Here is a 22,568-nt window from a genome sequence, read left to right as displayed (position 1 = left end):
AATTTTCTGCATTTTCCCATTGGGGGGCCTTACGGTAGTCGATGGCGCCTATGCGTCCACAGCCACAGGACCAAATGGACAGTCTGTAGCTTGTCCATTGGGTTCTCCTGTTGGGGTTACTTCTTGCGGCGCACAGCAGTCTCTCTACGAGCCCTCTGAGCGATAGCCGTATTGATCTCTTGAGCTTTGCCTTGGAGCCATGCAAGACCTTTGGCGGTGACACGGTAGCCATCTTCATTACCAAAGCTCAGGGAGCAGGACTTGAAGTAGCCCAGCGAGAAGCCTGTTGGGGACGGTTTGAGGATCTTGCGGTATTCGGTCGGGTGATCCTTGGAGATGAACCGCTCGATGTAAACCAGATACTGCTTAGCCAGTTGAGGCTTGGTCACTCCGGCCAGCTTGCAGGCTTGGCTCCAGGTGATCCCGAGGCCAGTCAGGCGGGTGTCGATCAGGTCAGCCTTAGGGACGGCCTTGGCGAGCTTGGTGTCTGCTTCAGCGGCGGCCAGCAGGGCCATACGGGCGCTTAGGATGGAGTCGTTACGCATGGTCACGAAAGCGTGTATGACCATCCGGTAGAACTCGGTTGAGACCCACATAGCGTAGGCTATGGTCCCGGCCTCAGTGCCAAAGGTCCCGCTACCGTCAAAGCTCCGCAAATCTCCGGAGGTTCGTAACTCAGCGGCAATAGCGTTGCGCCACTCGGACGGTCGTTTGGATTCAGGCAGGCCCAATCCACGGTGGATTTCGTTATGGTCCCACTGGCCCTCAGCGTTCGGCTTGAAGGTGTGCCCTTCGATAACGATAGGCAGCAGCTCAGTTTGGGTGTTGGTTAACATAGTGTCGGTTCTCCTTTTGATTGCTCCCTGAGTTCGCTCCCACGGGCCAGCACAGAGACCCACGACAAGGGTTCTGGCGAGTGGCACAGGGAACAATCAGAAAGACTCTGTTTGGTTGACTGCCAGTATCAAGCTGGCGCTTGCCCAGCGACGGGCGAGAGGTCTCAATCGGCCCAGACTCGGGCTCGTTGACGTGAAGCGGAGAGGTTCCTTCAAAATGTCCTTTTCGAGAGGAGGTGATATTCATCACAACCTCCCTTCTTACCGGACGTCCTCATGGGGCTTCCAAGTTGGTCTTTTATATATATGGGCAGATTCGAGGCCCCACAGTGGGTATGGTCTCCAGCCATGTGTTGGTAGCAGTTTCGGAACCTTGACATCAGTCGCTGGCAATGCCGATCCATGCACCAATATAGGACTGCCGACTCATCAGGTCGCCGCGCCAGCCGTACCATGGATGCACAGTCACCTTGGTGGGCAGCGTCTTCCCTTGTCGGGTCACACGGATTAAGTCAGCGCGGGTCAAGTCTCCGATCTCCCGCTTGGTCCCGATGTCGGCCAGCTTGCCAAACCAAATGTTCCGACCAGCCAATCCAAGGAGGATCTGCCGGAATACCTTAACAGCGCCCGCTGTGATCTCTCCTATTTCGAGTAGGTCTAACAGCTTGTCAGCCTCGACGGTCAGGTTGTTGACCCACTGGTCATGAACAGAAAGGATCTCAAGGAGTCCTTCAGGGGTGCGGGCAGCGATTGGGAATCGGCATTGCGTGCCCACATCGGTGGTGATGGTGTGCTTCTTTATGTTGACCTTTTGGCTCGCGAGGACTTCGCCGGTCTGGGTGTCGAAAGTCAGTTCATGGCTGGTGGTGGTGTCGGTGGTGGTGCGGAGTCGATTTGAAACGGTGGTCATTGGCGGGCCCTCCTATTGCTGGCTGAGTGACAAGCAGGAGTGCCTGTCGCAATAGTGAGGGGTTTTGCACAGCCGGATACAGTGAGGGTTTTTGGAAGCCCCGCAGAGGACCGCAGGAGAGGTGCAAGCGCCCCCCATCCAATCGCATTACCTGAGTTGGAATCGTCGCGTGGTGAGCGTTACAGAAGGTCGATTTTTCGGGTGATCGGAGGAAAGACCGCGATGGATGGTCAGGTAAAGCTCGGAACGACTGACATAGTGAGGGTTTTTCGAAGCCGGTCAGATTGCGCAGGTTCGATGCAACTGGAACCCCACCCATTGGCATTGTCTGGGTGAGGATCGTCGCGTGGCGAGCGTTATTCGAGGTCGATTTTTCTGGCAGTCAGCGCAGGGCTGGGGAAATGGCCCCGTTGCTCTTCTCAACGGCAAAGCATGCCCAAAAATTACCTGCGCGAACGCTACGAGTAAGCCAGCTGCTTGCATCGAGGACGTTGTGCGGCTGACAGATTTGGAGCCAAAGTCAGAATGGAATTAGGTGCTTGCTGTAGCCGAATTTAACACCTGATGCAAAAAACCCCCCGCATTCTCGCTGTTTTGTGCAGCTCTGGCACTCAGGCGCGTACTCATTCTTCCAGTCGCTGATTGATTTGCGGTAGTAGGGCTGGATGTCCGGATTCACCAAGCAAAGCTGATGGTTATAGACCGAGATATTCATTCCGTACTTGGCCAGAATGCCAACCGATTTGCTGAGCGTGTCTTTATACTCGATTGGGTCGATCCACAGCTCATCAAGATTGGCCCTGGTGAAGCCCATCATCTCAAGGCCCATCAGCGCTACATGGTCAACAAACAGAAGATTGCGTGCGATGAACTCACACAGTTCAGGCAGGCGCTGCACCGATAGCTTGTGAATGACGACTCGGATTTCAACCTTCTGGCCTAAGCGCTTCAGATTGAGAATGCCCTGAATGGTTTCATCGAATGCGCCTTGGGCCTGGACGATGTAGTCATGCAGCGTCGGATCGTCTGAGTAGACAGGGATTCCGATCATCGCGTCGGGCAATTCAATCTGCGCATACTTTTCAGCGAACGCTGGGTCTTTGAAGCTGCGCCCGTTCGAGAGAATATGGATTGCGGTTCTCGGCAGATAACTTTTTGTCAGGCTGATGATCTTAAGGAAGCGCTCCCGATTCGTTGTCGGCTCGCCCCCAGTAAACCCCAGCTCGCGGGTATCTTTTGGAATAAGTGGAATCAGGCTCTCGATTTCATCAAGTATCCACGAGTCATCAGCTGCCTTAGGCGGTTGTGAACACATAAGACAGTAATGATTACACTGCTCGGTGACCAGGATGCTGTTGTGCGGCGACGACGCTCGAAATAGCACGCTAATGCTCTGTCGATCTGCTGAAAGCCGGATCACGTCACCGTCACCGATGTAGCTGTAGTCATTCGGCAGGATCGAGTAATCAGAGTCGGAAGGCAGTACCTCAACCAACTGTCGATGTTTCTCAAGCAGAAGGTAGTGCGCGAATCCTCGAGGGACCTCCTGATCGGAAACCAAGTAGGCTATTTCCCGTCGCAAGACTTCAGGCAAACTCCGGCTGGTCGACACCTTGAGCAGAGTGAGGTCCCTGTGAACATCAACCGCATGGATGCGGATAATCTTTCCGCCGAGTTTCAGCATCGGTTGGCCCAACCCATAAAAATCCGTTTTGTTTGCTCATCGGTTCCCATCAGCTCAATGAGATGCTTGAAAATCGCCATATTTCGCTTGCAGAAAGAGGACTCAGGCTTTCTTGCTACCACGTCCTTGTGAATGGCGTGATGGTAGACGGGCTCCGCTCCACAGTAAGGTTCAAATGCACAGTCAGAGCACATTGGAGCGCTTAAGGTGAAAGAGTTTTCCAGTGCATCCAGAAGCTGATCAGAGAGAATGATCTCCTCATATGAGTGTTCAATAATGTTGCCCAGACGGAACGTATGATCACCCATTTCGGCAAGCATACGGCTTTCATCTGAGGCGTAGACCGATCCGTCGTAGTTGAACACGATGGCTGCGATACCAGCACCGGCAGGGTTCATCAGATCAACAAACCCAGGGTCCCCTGATGTCAGCATTTTTGTCAGCACGAGCGAAGAATACTGCTCTACAAATCGTATGCCGGACTTGTTTAGCTCAATGATGTACTCAAGGCCCTCCTTGTAAAATTCCAGCCAGCGCTCCGTGTCATACGACATGAATTTTTTGGTCTTGATCGCAAAGCCGTAAGGGGAGAGCGTGCGGAGGAAGATGCCATCAAAGCCCAGGCGCAAGTATTCATCAATGATGTCGCGTGCTCGTGGCAGACTCTTATCTGTGGTTGTCATCAGGGCTGACACTTGGTCATACCCGAGGGCTGCACGGGCTTTCTTCAACCCTTCCTCGAAACGCTGATGACTATCTCGGCCTGGTCGAGGGCGATTTGCATTATGCAGATCCATTGGCCCGTCGAGCGAAGATGAAAGCACGATGTTGTGCTGCTTACAGAAGTCGAGCACGTCATCGGTCAGTAGCGAAAGCGTGGTCGCAATGACGAACTGTAGGTCACGTCCTTCCTTGACGTTACGTTTTTTGGCCTCAAGAACAACGTACCTCACCATCTCGAAGTTCAGCAGCGGCTCGCCACCCTGAAATTCAATTTTGATGGCTGGATTGGGAGACCTAAAGACGAAATCCAGCGACTTGTCTGCCATCTCTGTGGTCATGTCGAATTCGCCTTTGCTCTCCGACTGCCTTGAAACCTGGCAATATGGACAGCTATGGTCGCACCGAAGAGTCACTACAAAGATATGCAAATTGGTGAACTCGGCCAGCCTGGACAATCGCGTGCGAATCTTGAGTGCCAGGAGCTGAAGTGGTGCTTGCTCATTGGTGAAGCGAATGAACTGCTTGGACCGAAGCGTAGGGATCAGCTCTGATGAGAGCGGAAGCGTCTTGCTAATGATCGGTTCCAGCATCGGCACCGGTATGACATGAAATTCGCCTGCCATATTGGTAATGACATACTCATCGTCATTCAGGCGGTCGAACTTAAAGGGCAGCAACTCGTAGGGACGTTGCTGCGCGTAGAACTCCAGCTTTTGGAATTTACTCACTAATAAGCCCGGTTTTTGAAAAGGCCAGTCCGAGGATCAGGTTCTTGATCGGCTGTGTCTCAACTGCCAATCGGTGGCGCAGCTGATAGTCGAGCACATCCTTCTTGAAATCTTGGATGGCAGACAGAAAGGTTGGCTCGTCCACGCCAATATTCGATGACAAAGCGCAGATAAACTGTCCCCCATCGGGTGTGATATCAACCGTCAGGGCATTGATCGATCGATAAGCAGCTTTCTGCAAAACCTGCGCGTCATAAAGCCGCTCATCAAAAACGAGCTTATGAGAGAAATCCATTATCGACCTGAGTAGTGGGAGCTATGGGAACTGTGCGAAGAGTGGGAGCTATGGGAGCTGTGGTAAGCCATCATCTGCCCTTGATCCCCGCGCTTGAGAACAAAGGCGAACAGATCATTGCCACCGCGAACCGAAAGGTTCTCGCTTTGAGCTTCAGCTTGAAATGTGTTCTTGGCTTCCGAGCTGGGCTCGACAACCTCATAAGTAGTTAGGGCGGAAGCCTGTTCTGTAGCTATAGCTGCGGCCAGAGTGGCCAGGGGAACCAGAAAGGAGCGCTTTTTCATTGCGGGATATCCCTATCGATGTGGTGATTATCTATGAGTGTCGGTGACGTTCATTCATGATGTCAATGTGGAGTCGACTGATGGCCTTTTACTCATCCAAAATCCGACAGACGACACTCTTCTCAGTTTCGGACTACTTAAAGCAATGGGCTATAAGCCGAGAAAATGCTCAGGGCGGAAATGGTGCTGCTACCAATACCTGGCAGGCTCACCACTTGAGATACTATTTGAGCGCCCTGATATCAGAGCGCCTTTTTCCGCGCCTCAGCCATCTGCACACCCACCTATACGGCTCTCCCAGCCCCATGTGAGTCATAGCTGATCGCCCCCGACGAATGCCCAATGCTTTCCTCAGCAGTCCCCGCAGGCTCCTCAGCGGCTTTCAAGGCGCCCGCTAAATAAATCACAGAGCATCCCAGCGATGACCTCTACTGGCACCCCAGATCCATATGTGTCGAATGTAATGGTCCCCGAGGCGTGCCCCATAACTGCCTGAGCGTAGACTGTAGGAACGCCCTTCACCTGCATCAGCGAAGCCAAGGAATGGCGAAGAGAGTGATAGGTAAGCCCTGCTTTGTGATCGTCGCCAAGGGCTTCAGGGATCGCCTGTCGGTTCGCCCAATCCCCTGCTGTCTTGTAGCCGATTTGTGCAAGTGACTCGCCTTGGTTGTCTTTGCACGTCTCGACATATCGCAGAAATGCAGCAACGTCGAATCCGTAGGCGCCATCGGTCAACGGCACCAGTCGCTCACTGCGCTTGTTCTTGATTGACTTGCCCTCCCCAACCTCATTGATATGGATGGCCGTAATCCCCGACTCAAACGTCTTGATGTCGCTCGTGGTCAACTGGGAGATTTCATTAAGGCGCCCGCCAGTGATGACTCCAAGACTGAGCAACCAGCGCTTCCATGAGGTCTCTGGGAGGTTGCTCGCGTAATCCATCACCTTGGCTACCTGAGCCTGAGAGAACGCCTTACGGGTCGATTCAAGGCCCTTGGTCAGCTTCAGTTTCTTGTCATATGTTTTGATCAGATGACCATTCTCGACAGCCCAAGCGAACACAGCAGAGAGCTTCACAATTAGCTTGTTGACCGTGGATGCTGCCCGAGTTGTATGCAGGCGATCTCGGAGAGCCACAAGGTCAGCCCTTGAGTGATTCCGTAGATCAAGGTCTCCCAATTGAGCGGAGAGCGTGCCATGACACAGCTTAGTTTCCTTCAGTGTTGATGCCTTCTGGTCTTGCCCACGGTCTGCCAAATAGAGCCCCGAGAGGACGTCAAAGGTCATCGGTGGCGCCAATACAGATAGAGGCACGGAGACAATCTCCCCTGCTTCCCCTTGGTCGCCATCAAGGTCTCGAATGATGTTCACCAAGGGAACGGAGTCGCCTTGTAGTCGCGCCTGAGCAGCAGTCATCACCTGCTTTGCCTTCATTACATGCTCGTGCTGATCGACACTGAGCGGCATCGTAGCGGCTATCTCGGCGAGGTTTGTCCATACGTCTTCGTATAGGTCGCCCCAGTCGCGCAACGAATGGACGTCATGAGCCGACGACAGCAGGTTCTCAGCGACCCACAGCAGATGTTCGCGAAGTTCACTCCAGGTCGCTTGCGGATGATTCAAATGGAAAGCCTTGAGGGTTTCTGTGAGGCGTTGTGAAGCGTCCATAGCTGCTCTTCTATCAGAGGTCTTGAGGGAAACGGACGCAGTTCGGATGGTGCTGCCAGTTTCACGGAGGCGCAGATAGTAAATGCCGTTGCGGCGATAGTGGTAGAGCTTGGCGAGCCGGGTAGTCGGCCTCAGATGAATGGCAAAACTTGTGACAGCACTTGTGACAGGACGATGCTCGGCAAGGATGTTCATGGCGGTTAGCCCCCGTGTTCATTGGGTTAACCTTTCGTTCCTTCCAGTTCTGGATGTACTGCCGCGAGGATCTGCGTAAGTTGAAGCGGATCACCCTGCTGTGGGATTACATCCGTGAGGTGACTGAGCTGAATGCGCCGTTGCTGCTCGGGGAAACGCGGGCGTTGAAGTTTGCCGATTAAGCATTTAACGGGGGTTAGCAAGCCACTTCCAACGACTTGTAACACGCCGACGTTTGCATTCCGCCCCACTCAAGGGTGCCTCCCCATTCAAGCATCCGCTGACGATTTTTTATAACTTTGAGAATTTTCCTACGGACAAGCCAAACATCTGTGAAGTAGCGTCCTGTCGCACTTAGGCGGCGAACACGGACCGTCAATTTGCGCAGGGAATGTTATGGCGGTTAAGAATATCTTCCCGAATACCCTGGGATGTAATGGGATAGATGGCAACAGGCGACATGCCGAGGCGACAGAGGCCGCACAGGCAGCTTGGGACAGAACACTGGCGGCGAATGCACGGAACGAGCGGGCAGCTGACGCACGTAGGCGTTCGATCAAGACGCCGGATGAAGTGGCCTCACGCGGATGCGTCTTTGCCAAGAGTTGCACGCTGCCATACGGGACCATCAACTACATCAGTCCCGGCGGAGCCATCCCCACCGATCCGGTTAGCCAATATGGCGAGTTTGCCTTGCTGGGCGGCCGTGAAACGGATGCACAAGGAAACATTCCCCTTAAGAAAATCAGCGGCTCCGTACCCTCGTCACTGGGAACACTTCTCTTAGGGGGCGTTGCTACTGGCACCGCAGGCGGTGTGTCTTGTGGTGGTTTGTGTACGGCTGGTGCTGTGGCGTCCGGGACCACCACGGGTGTTGCTGCTGGTACTTTGGCGGGTGTTGTTGCATTGCTGTGGCCATCCAGCTTGGGCGACAGCAGCCTATATACCGAAGAACAGCTCCAGACGCTTAAAGAGGGACGTACACGTGTTCGCCTGCACGTTGAGCAGCAGGCCGATGGCACCTTGAAAGGTTACGGGTACAACACCCAGAAGCGCCGCGACTGGGAAATGATTCCCGTGGTGCAGTTCGTTGCCCAAGGCTCCCGGCAAGTGGCTGACTTGGGCGATGGCGTAACCCTGATATGGACACCCGCCGCTGACCCGTCCAACACCTTAGGTATTCCAGCGTTAGAGGGTGCACCTCAAGCCCCACAAATCTGGATTTATCCGCCATCTGAGAAAGCGGATAGCATCATCGTCAACCCGATCTACCCGCCCGAGTACAAAGACTTCATCCTTGTGTTCCCGGCAGACTCGGGAGTGCAGCCGCTTTACATCGTGATGAACGTTCGTCGAAAGCCTGGCATTGTTACAGGCCAAGGGCAGGACGTAGTAGGAATATGGCTTGCAGGTGCTGGTGTAGGACTTGGTGTACCGGTTCCCTCACAAATCGCAGACCAACTGCGGGGACGGGAATTCAAGGACTTCGACACTTTCCGAAAAACCTTCTGGGAGCTTGTAGCCAAAGACCCAGAGCTAAGTCAGCAATTCAACGAACGCAACCTTAAAGGCATGTTAAATGGTCTGGCACCTGTCAGCCCGAGGGCTGGACATGCAGGAAAACGAATCGCATTCGAGCTGCACCACATCGAACTAATCAAGGATGGTGGTGCGGTATACGATACCGACAACATCAATGTCGTCACCCCTAGACGCCATATCGACATTCACAGGGGAGTTGAGTAATGGAATTGAAGAGCCAACTGGCTGACTACACCGAACAGGAATTCAAGTCGCTGATTCAGGCGATTGAAGACGCAACCACCGAGGACGAAAGGGGCGAGCTTGTCGATCACTTCAACAAGATTGTTCCCCATCCGGCAGGAAGCGACCTACTGTACTATCCAGAGGATGGCGAGGATGATTCAGCAGAAGGTGTAACACGCACCGTAGGCAACTATTGCCGTGCGAATAGTCTACCGGGCTTCAAGAACTGACAGAAAAAAGAAAAGCCCGCTCAATCGCGAGCTACAAACTCTAGGTTCTGAGCCTATCGAATGAAAAGTGAAACATCGTAGTAGCTGTCGAAGATTTTCGTGACGATCCAAGCCGCGAGGGTGCCGCCTGACCCATCCGACACCTTAGGTATTCCAGCGTTAGAAGGCGCACCACAGGCGCCACAGATTTGGATTTATCCGCCCACTGAACAGGCGGATAACATTATCGTCAGTCCGCTCTACCCGGACGCTTACAAAGATTTCATTCTGGTATTCCCGGCTGACTCTGGCATTCAGCCGCTGTACATCGTAATGAATGTCCGGCTTGACCCCGGTACCGTTACAGGACAGGGGAAAGATGTGACGGGTATCTGGCTCGCCGGGGCTACCTCTGGACTTGGCGCCCCGATACCAACAGAGATTGCCGATCAACTACGGGGCAAAAGCTTCGCTAGCTTTGACAGCTTCAGGCGGGCGCTCTGGAAGGCTGTCGCAGGTACTGGATTAGTGGAGCAATTCACAGACAATAGCGTTGACCGAATGCGAGAAGGCAAGGCACCAAAGGCACGTTACAGAGACCGTGCAGGAAAACGTAGTTCCTTCGAACTCCACCACACAGACGAAGTAGCCAAGGGCGGTAAAGTTTACGATGTCGATAACCTGAACGTCGTCACGCCGAAGCACCACATCGACATCCACAGGAACGGATAACACGACAATGAAGAAAGATATCACCGACTTTACCGAAGACGAATTCATCGCATTCATGCACAAGATTCTGGCTGAAAACGTAGCACCAACGGATGATGTATTAGACGTGCTCCTAGAGGAGTTCTGCGAGATCACTGGTCATCCAGATGGCACCGACCTTATCTACTATCCTGAAGCTGACTCCAGCGGATCAGCAGAGGATGTAACACGCGTCGTGAAGAAATGGCGCGCGGCTCAAGGACTGCCGGGATTTAAAGAGTAATCAATGGAGCGTGAAAGAAAATGTGGAGCTTCGCCCTGACTTAATGCCACCGGTGCTGGATGCCCCTTGGTTTCTCGACTGACGAAATACGCTGAAGAAATTGATTGCGGACATCACGAACAAACTCGGAGTCAGGTGGCGCCCTGAAATCGGATCAGTCCGCGATGACCACTATCGCGACCCGACGGTTTTCAGTACGTCCGGCGCGGGTTTTATTGGACGCTACGAGTTCACGGCTGCCGAGGCCTCGCACCTGGATATTTTCCGGGCGCATGCCCACCTGGACCAACACGTTGACCACACTGTTGGCGCGACGCACTGAGAGTTGTTCGTTGTAGGCTTCTTGACCCGAGGCGTCCGTGTGGCCGTCTACCCGCACGCGCTGAATATCCACAGCAAGCAGCGCTTTGCCGATACGTTCAACGATTTCCTGGCTTTGCGCGTTGAGCACTTCAAGGTCGCTGCCAAACAGGACCTTGCCCGACAAACCAAACGCCCAGCCTTCCTCCGTCAGTTCAAAGCCCTGTTGTTTGAGCACGGCGATTTGCGCCGGGGTCAGACCTTTTTGCGGCGCCGTCTGGCAACCGGTCAGCGCCAGCATTGCGAGCAATAGGCCGAAGCCGAAAAACTGAATGTAACGCTGAGTAAACGCACGCATGGGGTGTTAGCTCCTGAGGGTGACGGTGGACGCAAGTGGCTCGTTTTGCGCAAGGTGTTGTCCGCCCCGGTCCAGACGCTTGGCCCGGTACATCGCCGTATCGGCGGCACTGAGCAGCGAGTCCGGGGTGGCGCCATGTTCGGGGTAAACCGCAATGCCGATACTGAGCGAGGTCACAACCCGCACCTGATCGGGTAGGTCGATAGGTTCCAGCATGCTGGCAATGATCTTGTCAGCAATGCGTTGCGCATCTTCAGGTGTGTGCAGCGGGGTCAGCAAAATCGCGAATTCATCTCCCCCAAGGCGCGCCACCAGGTCGTCTTCACGCAGTTGGGCACGAATGCGTGAGGCGACGGCAACCAGCACGGCATCACCTGCTGCATGACCATAGGTGTCATTGATGCCTTTGAAACGATCGCTGTCGAGGAACAGCACGGCCGCTTTTTCGTCGACTTTCTTTAGTTTGCGCACAGTGCGCGCCAGACGTGCCTCGAAATAGGCGCGATTGGGCAGGTCAGTCAAAGAGTCGTGGCTGGCCTGATGGGCAAGGGTTTCATTCTCGTTTTTCAGGTGGGTTTGCCATGACTCCAGCTCGTCGAGCAGAGCATTGAAGTCGTTGCCCAGATTATTCAGTTCCTCAATGCTGGCTTCAGGCACTCGCTGATCAAAGGCCCTTTCTCGACGCGCTGCGTGGGCGACATGGGCTAACTGGCGAAGTGGCCCGGTAATGCCATTGAGCAAGCGTCGCGACAAAAACAACGCACTCCAGGCGCTGAGGATGGTGCACACCAGAATACCGAGCAGGCCGCTGAGCAAGAAGCGCAGCATGTTGGCGCCGTGGCCGCTGAGGGTGACGGTGCCGACTTCGCGCCCCTGGTGCAAGATGGGCAAGGTAACGGGTTGCGCCAGCAGGCTGTTGGCCAGCAGCATTTCGACTTTGGACAGCAGGTCAGTTTCGGGACGTTGCCACTGCGCCAGTAATTCGCCATCAGCCGTAAACACCTTGGCGTCGGCCACGGCTTCGGTCGACGCGATCAGCGCCAACGCTTCGGTGGCTGCTGCGCTGTCCTCGAAAACCACCGCAGCCTCTACGGTGTAATTGATGGAGCGGCCGATGAGGTGCAAGTTGTGGTCCGCGTAAACCTTTAACGCAATCACCCCCAAAATGGTCAGCGACACGCTGGCCATCGTCACGGCCACCAGCGCCAGCCCCAAATGCCCACGGCTCAGCACCGAGCGCAGGCTGCGACGGTGCTGGGTCTTTTTCGGCGCACTCATGGCTGCGCAGCCCGTCGACGCGACAATTGCAACACACTGGGGTGAATGCGCACGCCGCTACGGGCCACGGAGTCGAGGTTGACCTCAAAAGCCACTTGTTCATCGCCCACGCGCAAACAGAACAAGGTGCCTACGGTGCAACGATCATCACGTTCACTGATGCTCAACACCGGCTGGCCATTGAGCCGTTGGAACAGATTGCTGCGCTCCTCGTCCGTGAGTTTTCCCAAATAAAGTGCGTTGCAGTCGCTGACGATGGCGGGGTTACTCGCCAGCAAGCGCTGGACCTGCACAGGCCGCCCCGTGGATTGGGTCGCGCCCTTGAGCAAGTCATCGGTGTATTCGGTCGGGCCGACCACGCACAGGCGCAGCTCGGCTGGCTCAACGGGCCAGCGCGCATAGCTGAGGATGCCGAGAACGACTTGTGTTACAGCTTTGGCACGCTGGTCAGCCAGACTGATCGGCGTTTCAGGTTGGGCAAAGCAGGGAGTGCTCATCAGAAACAGGCAAAGTGGGAGCCAGAATTGCCACCCTCTGCCACGCTGCTCTGAAGATGAGGCAGCCACGTCCATGCAGGATTACTCTGTGAACTTTGTAGGAATGATGCCGCAACGATAGCACAGGCAATGTAGCGTCTGTGATACACGTCACGTTTCACCCACTGCCCCACCGCAGCCCTTTACTCACGCCGTCAGTCTATACAAGGCACACGCTTGCGTTATCCCAGCCCTAACATCAACCCACTGAGGCGCTTCACTTTGCGTAACACCGCGCCCTCGAAAACGCCCGCACGTGGCTCGACCAAGCTGAACCAGTGTTTCGCCCGCGTGATGCCTGTGTAAATCAGCTCTTTGGTCAACACCGGGTTGAGCGCCTCCGGGAGCACCAGCGCCGTGTGAGAAAACTCCGACCCCTGGGACTTATGCACAGTCATGGCATACACCGTTTCCACGTCATTCAGACGGCTGGGCAATACAAAGCGGATGCCACCCTGCCCGTCGTTACGCGCAAAAGCCACGCGCAGCACGTGCCGCTCGGTGTGGCCGTCGCGCTCCGGGAGTTTCAGGGCGATGCCAATGTCCCCGTTCATCAACCCAAGGCCGTAGTCGTTGCGGGTCATCAGTACTGGTCGGCCTTCGTACCAGTGCTGATCGCTTTCAATCAGTTTTCGAGCATATAGCGCGCGGGTGATGCGCTCGTTCAACCCCTCAACGCCCCAAGGTCCTTTTCGTACCGCGCAGAGCACTTGAAACGCCTCAAAAGCAGCCAAAACGTCGCCCGCCCACGCTGCCCAGCAAGGGTCTTCGAGCGGCGCGCCGGAGGCAGGGCGTTGGTCGCGCAATACCTCCAGATAATGACGATAGCCTTTAGCCTCACTCCCTCGCCCTTCCAGCACCAGACGCTCGAAGTGCTTGTCCTGCTCTCCCTTGAGCGCCAGCGCTGACAGGTCGGCGTAAGCGCCTGAAGACAAAAGCGCACGGGCCTCCTGTGCACACTGCTGATTGACCAAGCGCGAAAGCTGCCCGATTCCGCTGCCCTCACCGAACCGCCGTGAATGACGCAGCATTACCACTTGTTGGGCCAACGGATGCGAGCCATCCAGGTCCTGCTGCAAACCACTGCCGGCCAAATTCTCGCCGCTGACATGCTCCAGCCATGCGCGGGTTTGCGGGGTGTACCAACCGGCTTCGGCATCGCGACACAAATCCCCGAGCACAGCACCCGCCTCTACCGAGGCCAATTGATCCTTGTCGCCTAGCAGTACCAATCGCGCATGGTCAGGGAGCGCATCCAGAACGTTGGCCATCATTTCCAGGTCAATCATGGAGGCTTCGTCGACCACCAGTACGTCCAGCGGCAGACGATTGCCCGCGTGATGACGGAAGTGTCGCGTTCCGGGACGGCTGCCGAGCAGTCGGTGAACAGTGGTCACATCACTAGGGATTTTTTGCCGGAGGACGTCATCCACTTCCAGTGATTTGACCTGCAGGCTGATGGATTCCGTCAATCGCGCCGCCGCTTTCCCCGTGGGTGCGGCGAGGCGGATACGCAAAGGCGCACCGGCTTCCACGGCGGGAGCCTGTAGCAGGGCCAACAAACGTACAACGGTGGTGGTTTTGCCGGTACCGGGGCCGCCAGTGACGATGCTGAACGCGCTTCGGGTCGCCAGCGCACACGCCAACTTTTGCCAGTCAATCAGCGCATTCGCCTGTGGGCTGCCGAATAAAGCACTCAAGCGCGCAGGCAAGTCGTCAGGCGTAACTTCGGACAAGGTCAGACGTTGACGCAACGCGTTGTCGATACGTCGCTCATACGCCCAATAACGCCGCAAGTACAAGCGGTGCTCGCTTAACACTAATGGTCGGCTGGCAGCATCCGCCGAGTCACATCCTGCGTATTCGACCAGTGGGCTGGTTTGTAACGCCATGCACCAGGCTTCGCCCTTCAGCGCCTCAAGCAACTGCGAAGGCAACAGCATTGCACCGGTCTGCACATCCCCTTCGGGCGGCAAGGACAACGCGAAGTCAGGCGCCTGAAGGGTTTCGAACAGGTCCAGACAGACGTGGCCGTGCCCAAGTTGATGACTGGTCAATGCAGCGGCCAATAACACCAGCGGATCGCCGTGCGGTGCGCGCTCATGCAGAAAAGCGACAAACGCTTTATCCAGCGCCCGCAGCCAGCCCCGCTCGACCCAGCGGTCCAGCAGCAGCAATAAATCCTCAGCGTGGGTTAATGGCTGAAGGAGCGCGAGGCTCTCTGCCGTCAATGGCGTCGGCAACAGGTCGGCAAACGAACGACTCATAACAACACTCCCTGTTCCCATGCGGGTTCAACCGCAGTGGGCGGTGCCTTGCCCTGGAACATCACGTCCAGGCTTTCAATCAGATATCTGGGCGGCCGGGTGAAAAAAACGCCCTGACTTTGAGAACGTGTACCACGTAAAAACAGATATAACGCCCCACCCATGTGCCGGTCGTAGTCGTAGTCCGCCAAGCGCGCCTTGAGTTGGCGGTGCAGGGCCAACAGGTAAAGCACGTATTGCAGGTCGTAGCGGTTGTCCAGAATGGAGGCGGTCATGGCCGACTCGGTGTAGGCCGAGTCGTCAGGTCCTAGCCAGTTGGATTTGTAATCGGCCACGTAATAGCGCCCTGCGTGTTCGAATGTCAGGTCGATAAACCCCTTGAACATCCCGTTAAGCACGCTCGGCTCCGCTGCGGCCCGCGCAGCCCCGCCGTGGGTGTGTTGACGCACCCATTGATCCAGCTGCAACACATCGACCTTATGACTGGCGAACCAGAATTCCATTTCAATCTGATATTGAGTCAACTCGCTCAAGACGACAGCCGGCTGGCCATTATTCAGCCGCAACGGTTCATCTTGCAGGTGCACCAGCCACTCTCCGAGGGTATCGATCCAGCCTTCCCAACCCCGCCGATTGCAACGGCGTGCGACTGCATCTTCGACCCTTGAGGGCTGGGCCTTAAACCCCTCACCGCCAGCCCATTCGAGCAAGCCGTGCAAGAACGTCCCCGGATTCGGCCCACGAGGAAAACGGTGAATATCTCCACCACTGAGTAACACGTCACGCGGAGCGTCCGGATCCAGCCGCTCGTCATCCGAAAGCTTTTGTGCCAAAGCACTTTCCGGCGCTTCGGCTGGGCTCAGGCTGTCACCGATACGCAATGCGCTGTAGGACGCAATCCACCAGTTTTCAGATGCGCGGCGTGCAGGGATCCGCGGTTTAAGCAGCGTCGCCTGATTGAGTGGCGGGAAAAACTGCGCTTCGCTGGTGGCCGGTACGGGCGCGTAGTCAATCGCCGCACAATCGTGTTGCAGATCCGCCAGCCAACGTTCCAAGTCTGGTGATTCGGTAAGTAACCCGCCGCCACCGAGCAAATACCCCAAAGCCGAAGCATGCAACACCGAGCGATTGTTGTTACCGCGCTTGAGATCGGCTACGCCGAGCCAGCAAGCATGCCGCGCACGCGTCAACGCGACATAGAGCAAGCGCAGGTCTTCGGCCAGGCGCTCATCGTCGGCCCGGGCGATCAACTCGGGCGTGGGTTTGAGGCTGACGTGCGCGTGCCCCTCAGCGTCGTGGAAATGTAAGGGCAAACGGCTGCCATCCACAGGCTTGGTCGCGCAAATAAAAGGCAGGAACACCAGTGGGTATTCCAAACCCTTGGATTTGTGAATGGTCACTACTTTGACCAGTTGTTCATCGCTCTCAAGGCGCAGGATTTGCTCTTCTCCGGTCTGTCCGGACAACGCAAGGTGCTCACTCAGGTGCCGGATCAACGCTTGCTCGCCATCCAGTTCTGCCGAGGCTTGCTGAAGCAATTCCGACAAGTGCAGCACGTTGGTCAGAACGCGTTCACCGTCTGTGCGCGCCATCAACGCCTGAGGCAATTTGAAGTCGTGCAGCAAACGGCGCAGCATGGCCAACACCCCTTGTTTGCGCCAGATTTCACGGTAACCACGGAATTGCATCACACGTGACTCCCACGCCAATTCGTCCTGATTCAGCCGCTCTAACTCAATCAGCGGCAAGTCCAGAGTGATGCAGGCAAGCGCTGCGCGCAGAGGACGTTCGACGTCAGGTTCGGCACACGCTTTGAGCCATGCCAATACGTCATGAGCTTCCTGGGCCGCGTACACCGAATCCTTGTCGGAGAGGTAAACACTGCGTACCCCTCGTGCTGACAATTCACCACGAACCGCCTGAGCTTCCTTACCGTCGCGCACCAATATGGCAATGTCGGCCGGCAGTACGCCGCGCAGCTCCTCACCCTCTCTGGCAAAACCGCAGCGACCTTGTTGCCCTCCATTGAGCAACTCCACAATCTGACCTGCGCAGACAGCCGCCATTTGCTGTCGATACACCGCCCCTGAAATAGGTTGTTCAGATGGCAACAACCACAGGTTCATCGCCGTGACGGGTTGACCTTGCTGGAGCAACACCTCTTTACGGCCCTGGGATTTAACCGAGACAAAAGGCACAGGGTTTTCATCCCCATCACGAAACAGAAATGCCCCACGTCCTGCGTCCCGCTGTTCCGCTCGCTCGAAAACATGGTTTACCGCGTTGACCATGGCATGGCTGGAGCGGAAGTTGGTGTCCAGCGTATGCAAGCGCCCGCGCGTGGCATGGCGGGCACGTAAATAGGTGTAAATATCTGCACCGCGGAACGCGTAGATCGCTTGTTTCGGGTCACCGATCAGGAACAGGCCGGTCTCCGGGCTGTTGGCCTCGATCCGGTAAATGGTTTCAAAAATGCGATATTGCACCGGGTCGGTGTCTTGGAATTCGTCAATCAGCGCGACCGGGAATTGCTCACGAATCAGGATGGCCAGACGCTCCCCGCCCTGCGCCTGCAAGGCTGTGTCGAGGCGAATGAGCATGTCATCAAACCCCATCTCGGCACGTCGGCGCTTTTCTTCTTCAAAACGCTCGCTCACCCAACGCGCTGCATGCTCCAGCACTGCCGCATCAGGACTTGGCAACGCATCCAGAGCAGCCTTGAGCTCGCCCATGGCTTCAAGGGCTGGATGCCGGGGCGGCTCACCCTTTTTCCAGGCTTCAGCCATCCCTTCAGGGGTCAGCCGTGTGAACCCTGTACCGAGATCCAGTTGCTCCAATGACACGTCTGACGCCCAAGCGGAAAGTTTCTCGAACCAGGGTTCAAAGTAACGCGCCTGCATTTTCCGACCGTCGACAGTTTTATCGGCCACACCCTGCAGGCAAATATCGCGCAACTCTTGGGCCCATTGCAGCCACGGTGCTTTTAACTCGGTTAACACCTGACGCCGCTCGAGCAGGCACGCCTCAATTATTTCGGATGGCGTTTGATCGGGGTTTTCTGCTGGCCGCGAATTGCCAAACAAGGCCCGTACCCGTGGCAACAGGGCTGCCGGACCGCTCCAATTTGCGCGCACCCAATTGAGCGGATCGCCCTGCATCGGGTAGCAAAACAGTCGCCAATAATCACGCAGCACCTCGCCCAGCAAGTCGCTGTGGTCGGTCTCAAGGGTTTGGGTGAACAGGCTGCCGCTGTCAAACGCGTGCTCGCGCAGCATGCGCTGGCACCAACTATGAATAGTTGATACGGCCGCTTCATCCATCCACTGCGCAGCGATGTCCAACCGCCCCGCGCAACCTGCCCACTGTTCAGGTTCGAACTCTTCGCGCAATTGTGCGACCAGTGCATCCGGTGCTTCGGTTTCTTCGCGAAAGAAGCGCGCTGCTTCAGCAAGACGCGTACGAATACGGTCGCGTAACTCCTTGGTCGCCGCATCGGTAAAAGTGACCACGAGGATTTGCGGTGGCAGCAGTTCTCGGCCAAAGCCGGTTTCCTGAGCACCGTGGCCGAGAATCAGACGCAGGTACAGCGCAGAGATGGTGAAAGTTTTGCCTGTGCCTGCGCTGGCTTCAATCAGTTGACTGCCGCGTAACGGAAAAGCCAGTGCCAAAGGGCGGTCGAGTTCATTCATTAGCGGGTCTCCTCGCCGGTCAAGGAGCGCCAAGGCGCGTCGAACAACGGCCGGTAAAGCGCATCGCACCACTCTTCAAATTCTTCTGCGGCCATCAAGGCTGCGTAGTCCGGAAACTGCCGGACCAGCGCAGCGCTTTCACGCCGCTCACCTTCGCTGGTCTGGCCGTCGCCTTCATAGGTTTTTTGGGCGGCGGCTGCGGCTTTGGCAGGATCGTTTTGGCCCAGCCACGCGAAGGCTGTTTTAACCGCGACCGGTAGCGGGCGGCTCATGCCTGCCTGCCAAGCCATCAGCACGTTGCCAAGGATCTCGGCGGCCTGCTTCGCATCAAGGGGCTCAAGCATCAAGGTGTCATCGCTAGCTACCAATGCGGTAGACATCTTTAAACCCGCAGCACAGGCCACCAAGTGATTAATCCACGGGCGCGTCAAGCGATGCCATTTGCGGGTTTTAACTGCGCCAATACTATTAGGAATTGTCGTAATGGAGAGTAAGCCGTTGTCACTGCGCTGATGCAGGCTGGCCAACCAGCCTTCAAGCACCAGGCCATATTCTTCAAACCTGACTGGCACAGCGCTGTTAAGAGGTGTTGGCCACAAACTCAACAGCTGCTGATAACGCTGCAACACGTCAGGCAACGGTTCGATCAGCTCTTGCTGCAGTGATTCGCCAAATCCGGCCATGGGCAATAAGCCACTGCCTTGCAACCGGGTTGCGCGAGCGTGCAGCGCTTTTTCGAGTTGATCTGGTTGTGCGAGCGCGGCCTCAAGCAAACTGTCACTTAGGGTGTAACGTTCCAATGCATCGAGAACAAAGGGCTCCTCGTCAGCCAATGGCACTTCAGCGGCTTCAAAGAAAACCTTCAAACGCTGGCTGAAGAAGTGCCGCACAGGGTTACGCAAAAAGTCTTGCAGCTGAGTCAGATTGATCGGTTCTTCTTGTACATGCGCCGACAATCGGATGGGCTCGGGCACTTCGCTTTGCGGCTCATGAAGCTGCTGCCACTCACGGGCATAGCTGAACAGTTTGGGGTCGCCTTGATGAAAATAGCGGGTGCTGAAGGGCTGAAGCGGATGCTCCTGGGTCATGGCTGCCAGCAAATCCTCACCTTCAGGGAGCTTCCAGCCGCTGGCAAGGTGATCACGCAATTGGCCAATCAACACGCACGCGGGACGCTCACTGTTATCCCGGATACTGCGTCCTACCCAACTGATATAGAGCTGATCGCGGGCAGAAAGTAATGCTTCGAGCAGTAGGTACCGGTCATCTTCCCGGCGAGAGCGGTCTCCCGGGCGGTAATCGCTGCCCATCAAGTCAAAATCCAGCGGCGGTTGCGCGCGCGGGTAGTCGCCATCGTTCATCCCCAACAAACAGACGAGTTTGAATGGGATGGCCCGCATTGGCATCAAGGTGCAGAAGTTGACTGCCCCGGCCAGGAAACGCTGAGAAAGTTTGCCTTGGTCGAGTCCGGTCAGCCAGGCTTCACGCACGACGGTCAGGGGTAACGCATCTTGCAGCCCGACCAGTTCGCAGGTCTCCAGCCAGCCTTCGCGCAGCGCTTCAAGCTGGGCCAACAGGTAGTCGTCGTGATCGGTTTCGGCCTTGAAAAACAGCTGCATTAACGCTTGTAGGCGTTCGCCCCATTGATGCGGTATAGCCGGTTGCGACAGTTCCTGATGTGCAATCTCAAGCGCATCCAACAGGGCCACCAGCGGGCCAATCAAGACCGCATCCAGCCCCCCGATTTCGTCATAGGGTTCAATGCCGTCGCAACCTTCACCGCTGCCCACTGCATACCCCAGCAGCATGCGGCGCAGACCAAAACGCCAACTGTTTTGTTCAAGGTGCGGCGGCAAGCCAAGACCTGCGCGCTGTTCGGCATTCAATCCCCAGCGAATACCCGCCCCTTCAATCCATCGGTGCAAGGTGGGCAAATCGCGTTCTTGTACGTTGAAACGCGCGCGCAAGGCGGGTACGTCAAGCAGGTCAAGAATCTCGCTGACCGGAAACCGGCTGTCCGGCAGTTTTAGCAAATGCTCGACCGCGATCAACAGCGGATCACGCCCACGCTGGCCTTGGTCAGCCAGGGTGAACGGGATGAAGCGACGGTCATCGCGATCGACTTGCCCGAAGACGGCGCGAATATGAGGGGCGTAACTGTCAACATCCGGCACCATCACAATCACATCACGTGGATGGAGATCAGGGTTTTCGCTAAAACGTGCAAGCAGTTGATCGTGGAGGATTTCAACTTCTCGCTGAGCACTGTGCGCAATGTGGAAACGGATGGATTGGTCTTTTTCCAAATCCACTGCAGGCCAACACTCACGGGTTTCGCTTAACGGGCGAAGCTCAAGGATGTCGTCCTGCAATTGGTTGAGCAGGTTAAGCGGGGCGACTTCACTGAACAGATCGATGCGGCCATCGCGGAACGCAGATCGGTAGCTGTTGGGATCATCAAAGCTGTCGAGCAGGTTGATGTAGTCGCGGCCCTGTTTGCCCCACGCTGCCAATAGCGGGTGGGCGTGTTGATGTAGGATGTCTACGTCCAACGCGGTAGGCATTCCGGCTTTACGCGCTTGGCGTTTGTACTGATGCCGCAGCAGATCTTTGTCGGCAACGATGTCAGACCAATGATGGCGACAAGGGTTATGTACACACAGCAACACCTGACTGAAGCGCGCAAGGCCTGCCAGCGCTTCCAGGGCTTGCGCCGGAAGTGAAGAAATGCCAAACACAATAACCCTGGCAGGAAGACCTGGTGGCGCTTGTTCGAGACTGTGTATCTTTTCAATGAAGCGCTGATGAACACCGGCACGGCTTTGAGCCATACCCTCTTGCCCGACATCCAGTAGCAAGGCGCGCCATAGCTCTGCTTGCCAACAATTGGCGGTGCTCAAGGGCGGCGTTTCGCCTCGCGCATTTCGTAATTGATGGCGCCCGGCAGCCCAATCTTCCAGCCAGTCAGCGCGATACACCTGATATTGGTCGAACAGGTCTGCCAGGCGTTCTGACAGTTGATAGCGTTTACGCAAATCGGTGTCATGCGTCAAAAAACGCTGCAGAGGTTCGAAATGGGGTTGGTCGATGAGTGCGGGTAACAGGCGCATCAGTCGCCAGGTCAGTGGCGCTTTATCGAGCAACGATTTGGCAGGGATCTCCTCGCTGCCTAGCACCAGTCGATACAACTGCCACAGAAAGGTCCCAGGCAGTTGAACATCTATCGCGGCCGCAATGCCGCAGCCGCCCAAATCATCAGCCTGTGCATCTTCGGCCAAAGCCAGCTTCAACCACTGAGCGATGCCATTGCTTTGGACAAGAGCAATTTCGTTCTCTAAAGGAGCCAAAGGATACATGCGCATCCAACTGACGACCAAGCTGCGCAGCTCATCAAGACGGTTACCGTGAACCACCATAAAACCCGCATTGAGGGACGTAGCAACCGGCATGACGGCATCCTTAGAGGAAGGCAAAAACCAAAGGCGAACCTTACCATTGCGCAGGGACGTCAGTGCAAGGTGCAAAGTGGCCGTCATGGCGTTGTTGCACTAACTGAACAACCGTACCTTTGAGCGTGTATAGGGGATGAGCTTTGTTAATTGCATAGACGCTGAAATGCGTGCGGGGACGGGGTAAGGAGTGTCCAGCGTAGAGATGGCGTGCACGCTCTTTTTCAGCCACAAAAACAAAATCCCTGTCTGCGTGAGCAGACAGGGATTCTGGAATTTAATCTTGACAATGACCTACTCTCACATGGGGAAACCCCACACTACCATCGGCGATGCATCGTTTCACTGCTGAGTTCGGGATGGGATCAGGTGGTTCCAATGCTCTATGGTCGTCAAGA

The 22,568-nt window shown here is 55.9% G+C and carries 17 protein-coding genes, 1 rRNA gene and 1 pseudogene; 5 read left to right on the top strand and 14 right to left on the bottom strand.

The annotated features are described in order from the left end of the window. Nucleotides 1-116 precede the first annotated feature (116 nt). The 7 genes from HBN61_RS17665 to HBN61_RS17640 form a co-directional block, all read right to left on the bottom strand. Complete coding sequence (locus HBN61_RS17665; RefSeq protein ID WP_170047404.1) at nt 117-836, bottom strand: hypothetical protein; 720 nt, start codon at nt 834-836, stop codon at nt 117-119. 379 nt (nt 837-1,215) lie between these two features. Continuing rightward, complete coding sequence (locus HBN61_RS17660) at nt 1,216-1,746, bottom strand: hypothetical protein (protein WP_170047402.1); 531 nt, start codon at nt 1,744-1,746, stop codon at nt 1,216-1,218. A 520-nt stretch (nt 1,747-2,266) separates the two neighbouring features. Then, on the bottom strand, nt 2,267-3,430 hold the full coding sequence (hxsC, locus tag HBN61_RS17655) for a His-Xaa-Ser system radical SAM maturase HxsC (RefSeq protein WP_170047453.1): 1,164 nt from the start codon (nt 3,428-3,430) through the stop codon (nt 2,267-2,269). Next, on the bottom strand, nt 3,424-4,881 hold the full coding sequence (hxsB, locus tag HBN61_RS17650) for a His-Xaa-Ser system radical SAM maturase HxsB (protein WP_170047400.1): 1,458 nt from the start codon (nt 4,879-4,881) through the stop codon (nt 3,424-3,426). The genes hxsC and hxsB overlap by 7 nt, the downstream gene beginning before the upstream one ends. Beyond that, entirely contained in the window at nt 4,874-5,176 is a 303-nt protein-coding gene (gene hxsD / locus HBN61_RS17645; RefSeq protein ID WP_170047398.1) for a His-Xaa-Ser system protein HxsD, read from the bottom strand. Before hxsD ends, hxsB begins: the two co-directional genes overlap by 8 nt. Continuing rightward, complete coding sequence (hxsA2, locus tag HBN61_RS23020) at nt 5,176-5,460, bottom strand: His-Xaa-Ser repeat protein HxsA2 (RefSeq protein WP_223182424.1); 285 nt, start codon at nt 5,458-5,460, stop codon at nt 5,176-5,178. The genes hxsD and hxsA2 overlap by 1 nt, the downstream gene beginning before the upstream one ends. Nucleotides 5,461-5,832: 372 nt before the next feature. Continuing rightward, nucleotides 5,833-7,323, bottom strand: coding sequence for a tyrosine-type recombinase/integrase (locus tag HBN61_RS17640; protein WP_262498797.1), 1,491 nt, complete (start codon nt 7,321-7,323; stop codon nt 5,833-5,835). A 44-nt stretch (nt 7,324-7,367) separates the two neighbouring features. On the opposite strand from HBN61_RS17640, the pseudogene HBN61_RS17635 reads away from it, so the two are divergent. The 5 genes and pseudogenes from HBN61_RS17635 to HBN61_RS17615 form a co-directional block, all read left to right on the top strand. Beyond that, nucleotides 7,368-7,505 (top strand): annotated as a pseudogene (locus HBN61_RS17635) (LysR family transcriptional regulator); the annotation flags it as partial. Between the two features lie 214 nt (nt 7,506-7,719). Further along, on the top strand, nt 7,720-9,069 hold the full coding sequence (locus HBN61_RS17630; protein WP_170047396.1) for a pyocin-S2/colicin E7-DNase domain-containing protein: 1,350 nt from the start codon (nt 7,720-7,722) through the stop codon (nt 9,067-9,069). Beyond that, the gene (locus tag HBN61_RS17625; protein ID WP_047278554.1) at nt 9,069-9,320 is read left to right on the top strand and encodes a bacteriocin immunity protein; all 252 of its coding nucleotides are present in this window, start codon (nt 9,069-9,071) and stop codon (nt 9,318-9,320) included. The genes HBN61_RS17630 and HBN61_RS17625 overlap by 1 nt, the downstream gene beginning before the upstream one ends. A 99-nt stretch (nt 9,321-9,419) precedes the next feature. Beyond that, nucleotides 9,420-10,031 (top strand): pyocin-S2/colicin E7-DNase domain-containing protein, encoded by a 612-nt coding sequence (locus tag HBN61_RS17620; protein ID WP_338148769.1) that lies wholly within the window; start codon nt 9,420-9,422, stop codon nt 10,029-10,031. Between the two features lie 7 nt (nt 10,032-10,038). Continuing rightward, a complete protein-coding gene (locus HBN61_RS17615; protein ID WP_047295510.1) occupies nt 10,039-10,293 on the top strand; it encodes a bacteriocin immunity protein in 255 nt (84 codons plus the stop codon). A 154-nt stretch (nt 10,294-10,447) separates the two neighbouring features. On the opposite strand, the gene yfiB is transcribed toward HBN61_RS17615, so the two are convergent. The 7 genes from yfiB to rrf all read right to left on the bottom strand — a co-directional run bounded on the left by yfiB (nt 10,448) and on the right by rrf (nt 22,567). Further along, nucleotides 10,448-10,951 (bottom strand): outer membrane lipoprotein YfiB, encoded by a 504-nt coding sequence (gene yfiB, locus HBN61_RS17610; protein WP_170047394.1) that lies wholly within the window; start codon nt 10,949-10,951, stop codon nt 10,448-10,450. Nucleotides 10,952-10,957: 6 nt separating this feature from the next. Beyond that, complete coding sequence (gene dgcN / locus HBN61_RS17605) at nt 10,958-12,229, bottom strand: diguanylate cyclase DgcN/YfiN (protein WP_170047392.1); 1,272 nt, start codon at nt 12,227-12,229, stop codon at nt 10,958-10,960. Beyond that, nucleotides 12,226-12,801 (bottom strand): regulatory sequestration protein YfiR, encoded by a 576-nt coding sequence (gene yfiR / locus HBN61_RS17600; RefSeq protein ID WP_094995266.1) that lies wholly within the window; start codon nt 12,799-12,801, stop codon nt 12,226-12,228. The genes dgcN and yfiR overlap by 4 nt, the downstream gene beginning before the upstream one ends. Nucleotides 12,802-12,947: 146 nt before the next feature. Next, the gene (gene recD / locus HBN61_RS17595) at nt 12,948-15,032 is read right to left on the bottom strand and encodes an exodeoxyribonuclease V subunit alpha (RefSeq protein ID WP_170047390.1); all 2,085 of its coding nucleotides are present in this window, start codon (nt 15,030-15,032) and stop codon (nt 12,948-12,950) included. Further along, on the bottom strand, nt 15,029-18,721 hold the full coding sequence (recB, locus tag HBN61_RS17590; protein ID WP_170047388.1) for an exodeoxyribonuclease V subunit beta: 3,693 nt from the start codon (nt 18,719-18,721) through the stop codon (nt 15,029-15,031). The genes recD and recB overlap by 4 nt, the downstream gene beginning before the upstream one ends. After that, nucleotides 18,721-22,170, bottom strand: a complete 3,450-nt coding sequence (gene recC / locus HBN61_RS17585) for an exodeoxyribonuclease V subunit gamma (RefSeq protein ID WP_170047386.1) — start codon at nt 22,168-22,170, stop codon at nt 18,721-18,723. The genes recB and recC overlap by 1 nt, the downstream gene beginning before the upstream one ends. A gap of 281 nt (nt 22,171-22,451) precedes the next feature. Continuing rightward, a 5S ribosomal RNA gene (rrf, locus tag HBN61_RS17580) occupies nt 22,452-22,567 on the bottom strand. Between the last annotated feature and the right edge of the window lies 1 nt (nt 22,568).

Source organism: Pseudomonas sp. WS 5071 (assembly GCF_012985765.1).
GTDB classification, from domain to species: Bacteria; Pseudomonadota; Gammaproteobacteria; order Pseudomonadales; family Pseudomonadaceae; genus Aquipseudomonas; species Aquipseudomonas lundensis_A.
The sequence above is the reverse complement of the archived record's forward strand: the minus strand, read 5'-3'. Positions and strand labels throughout refer to the sequence as shown.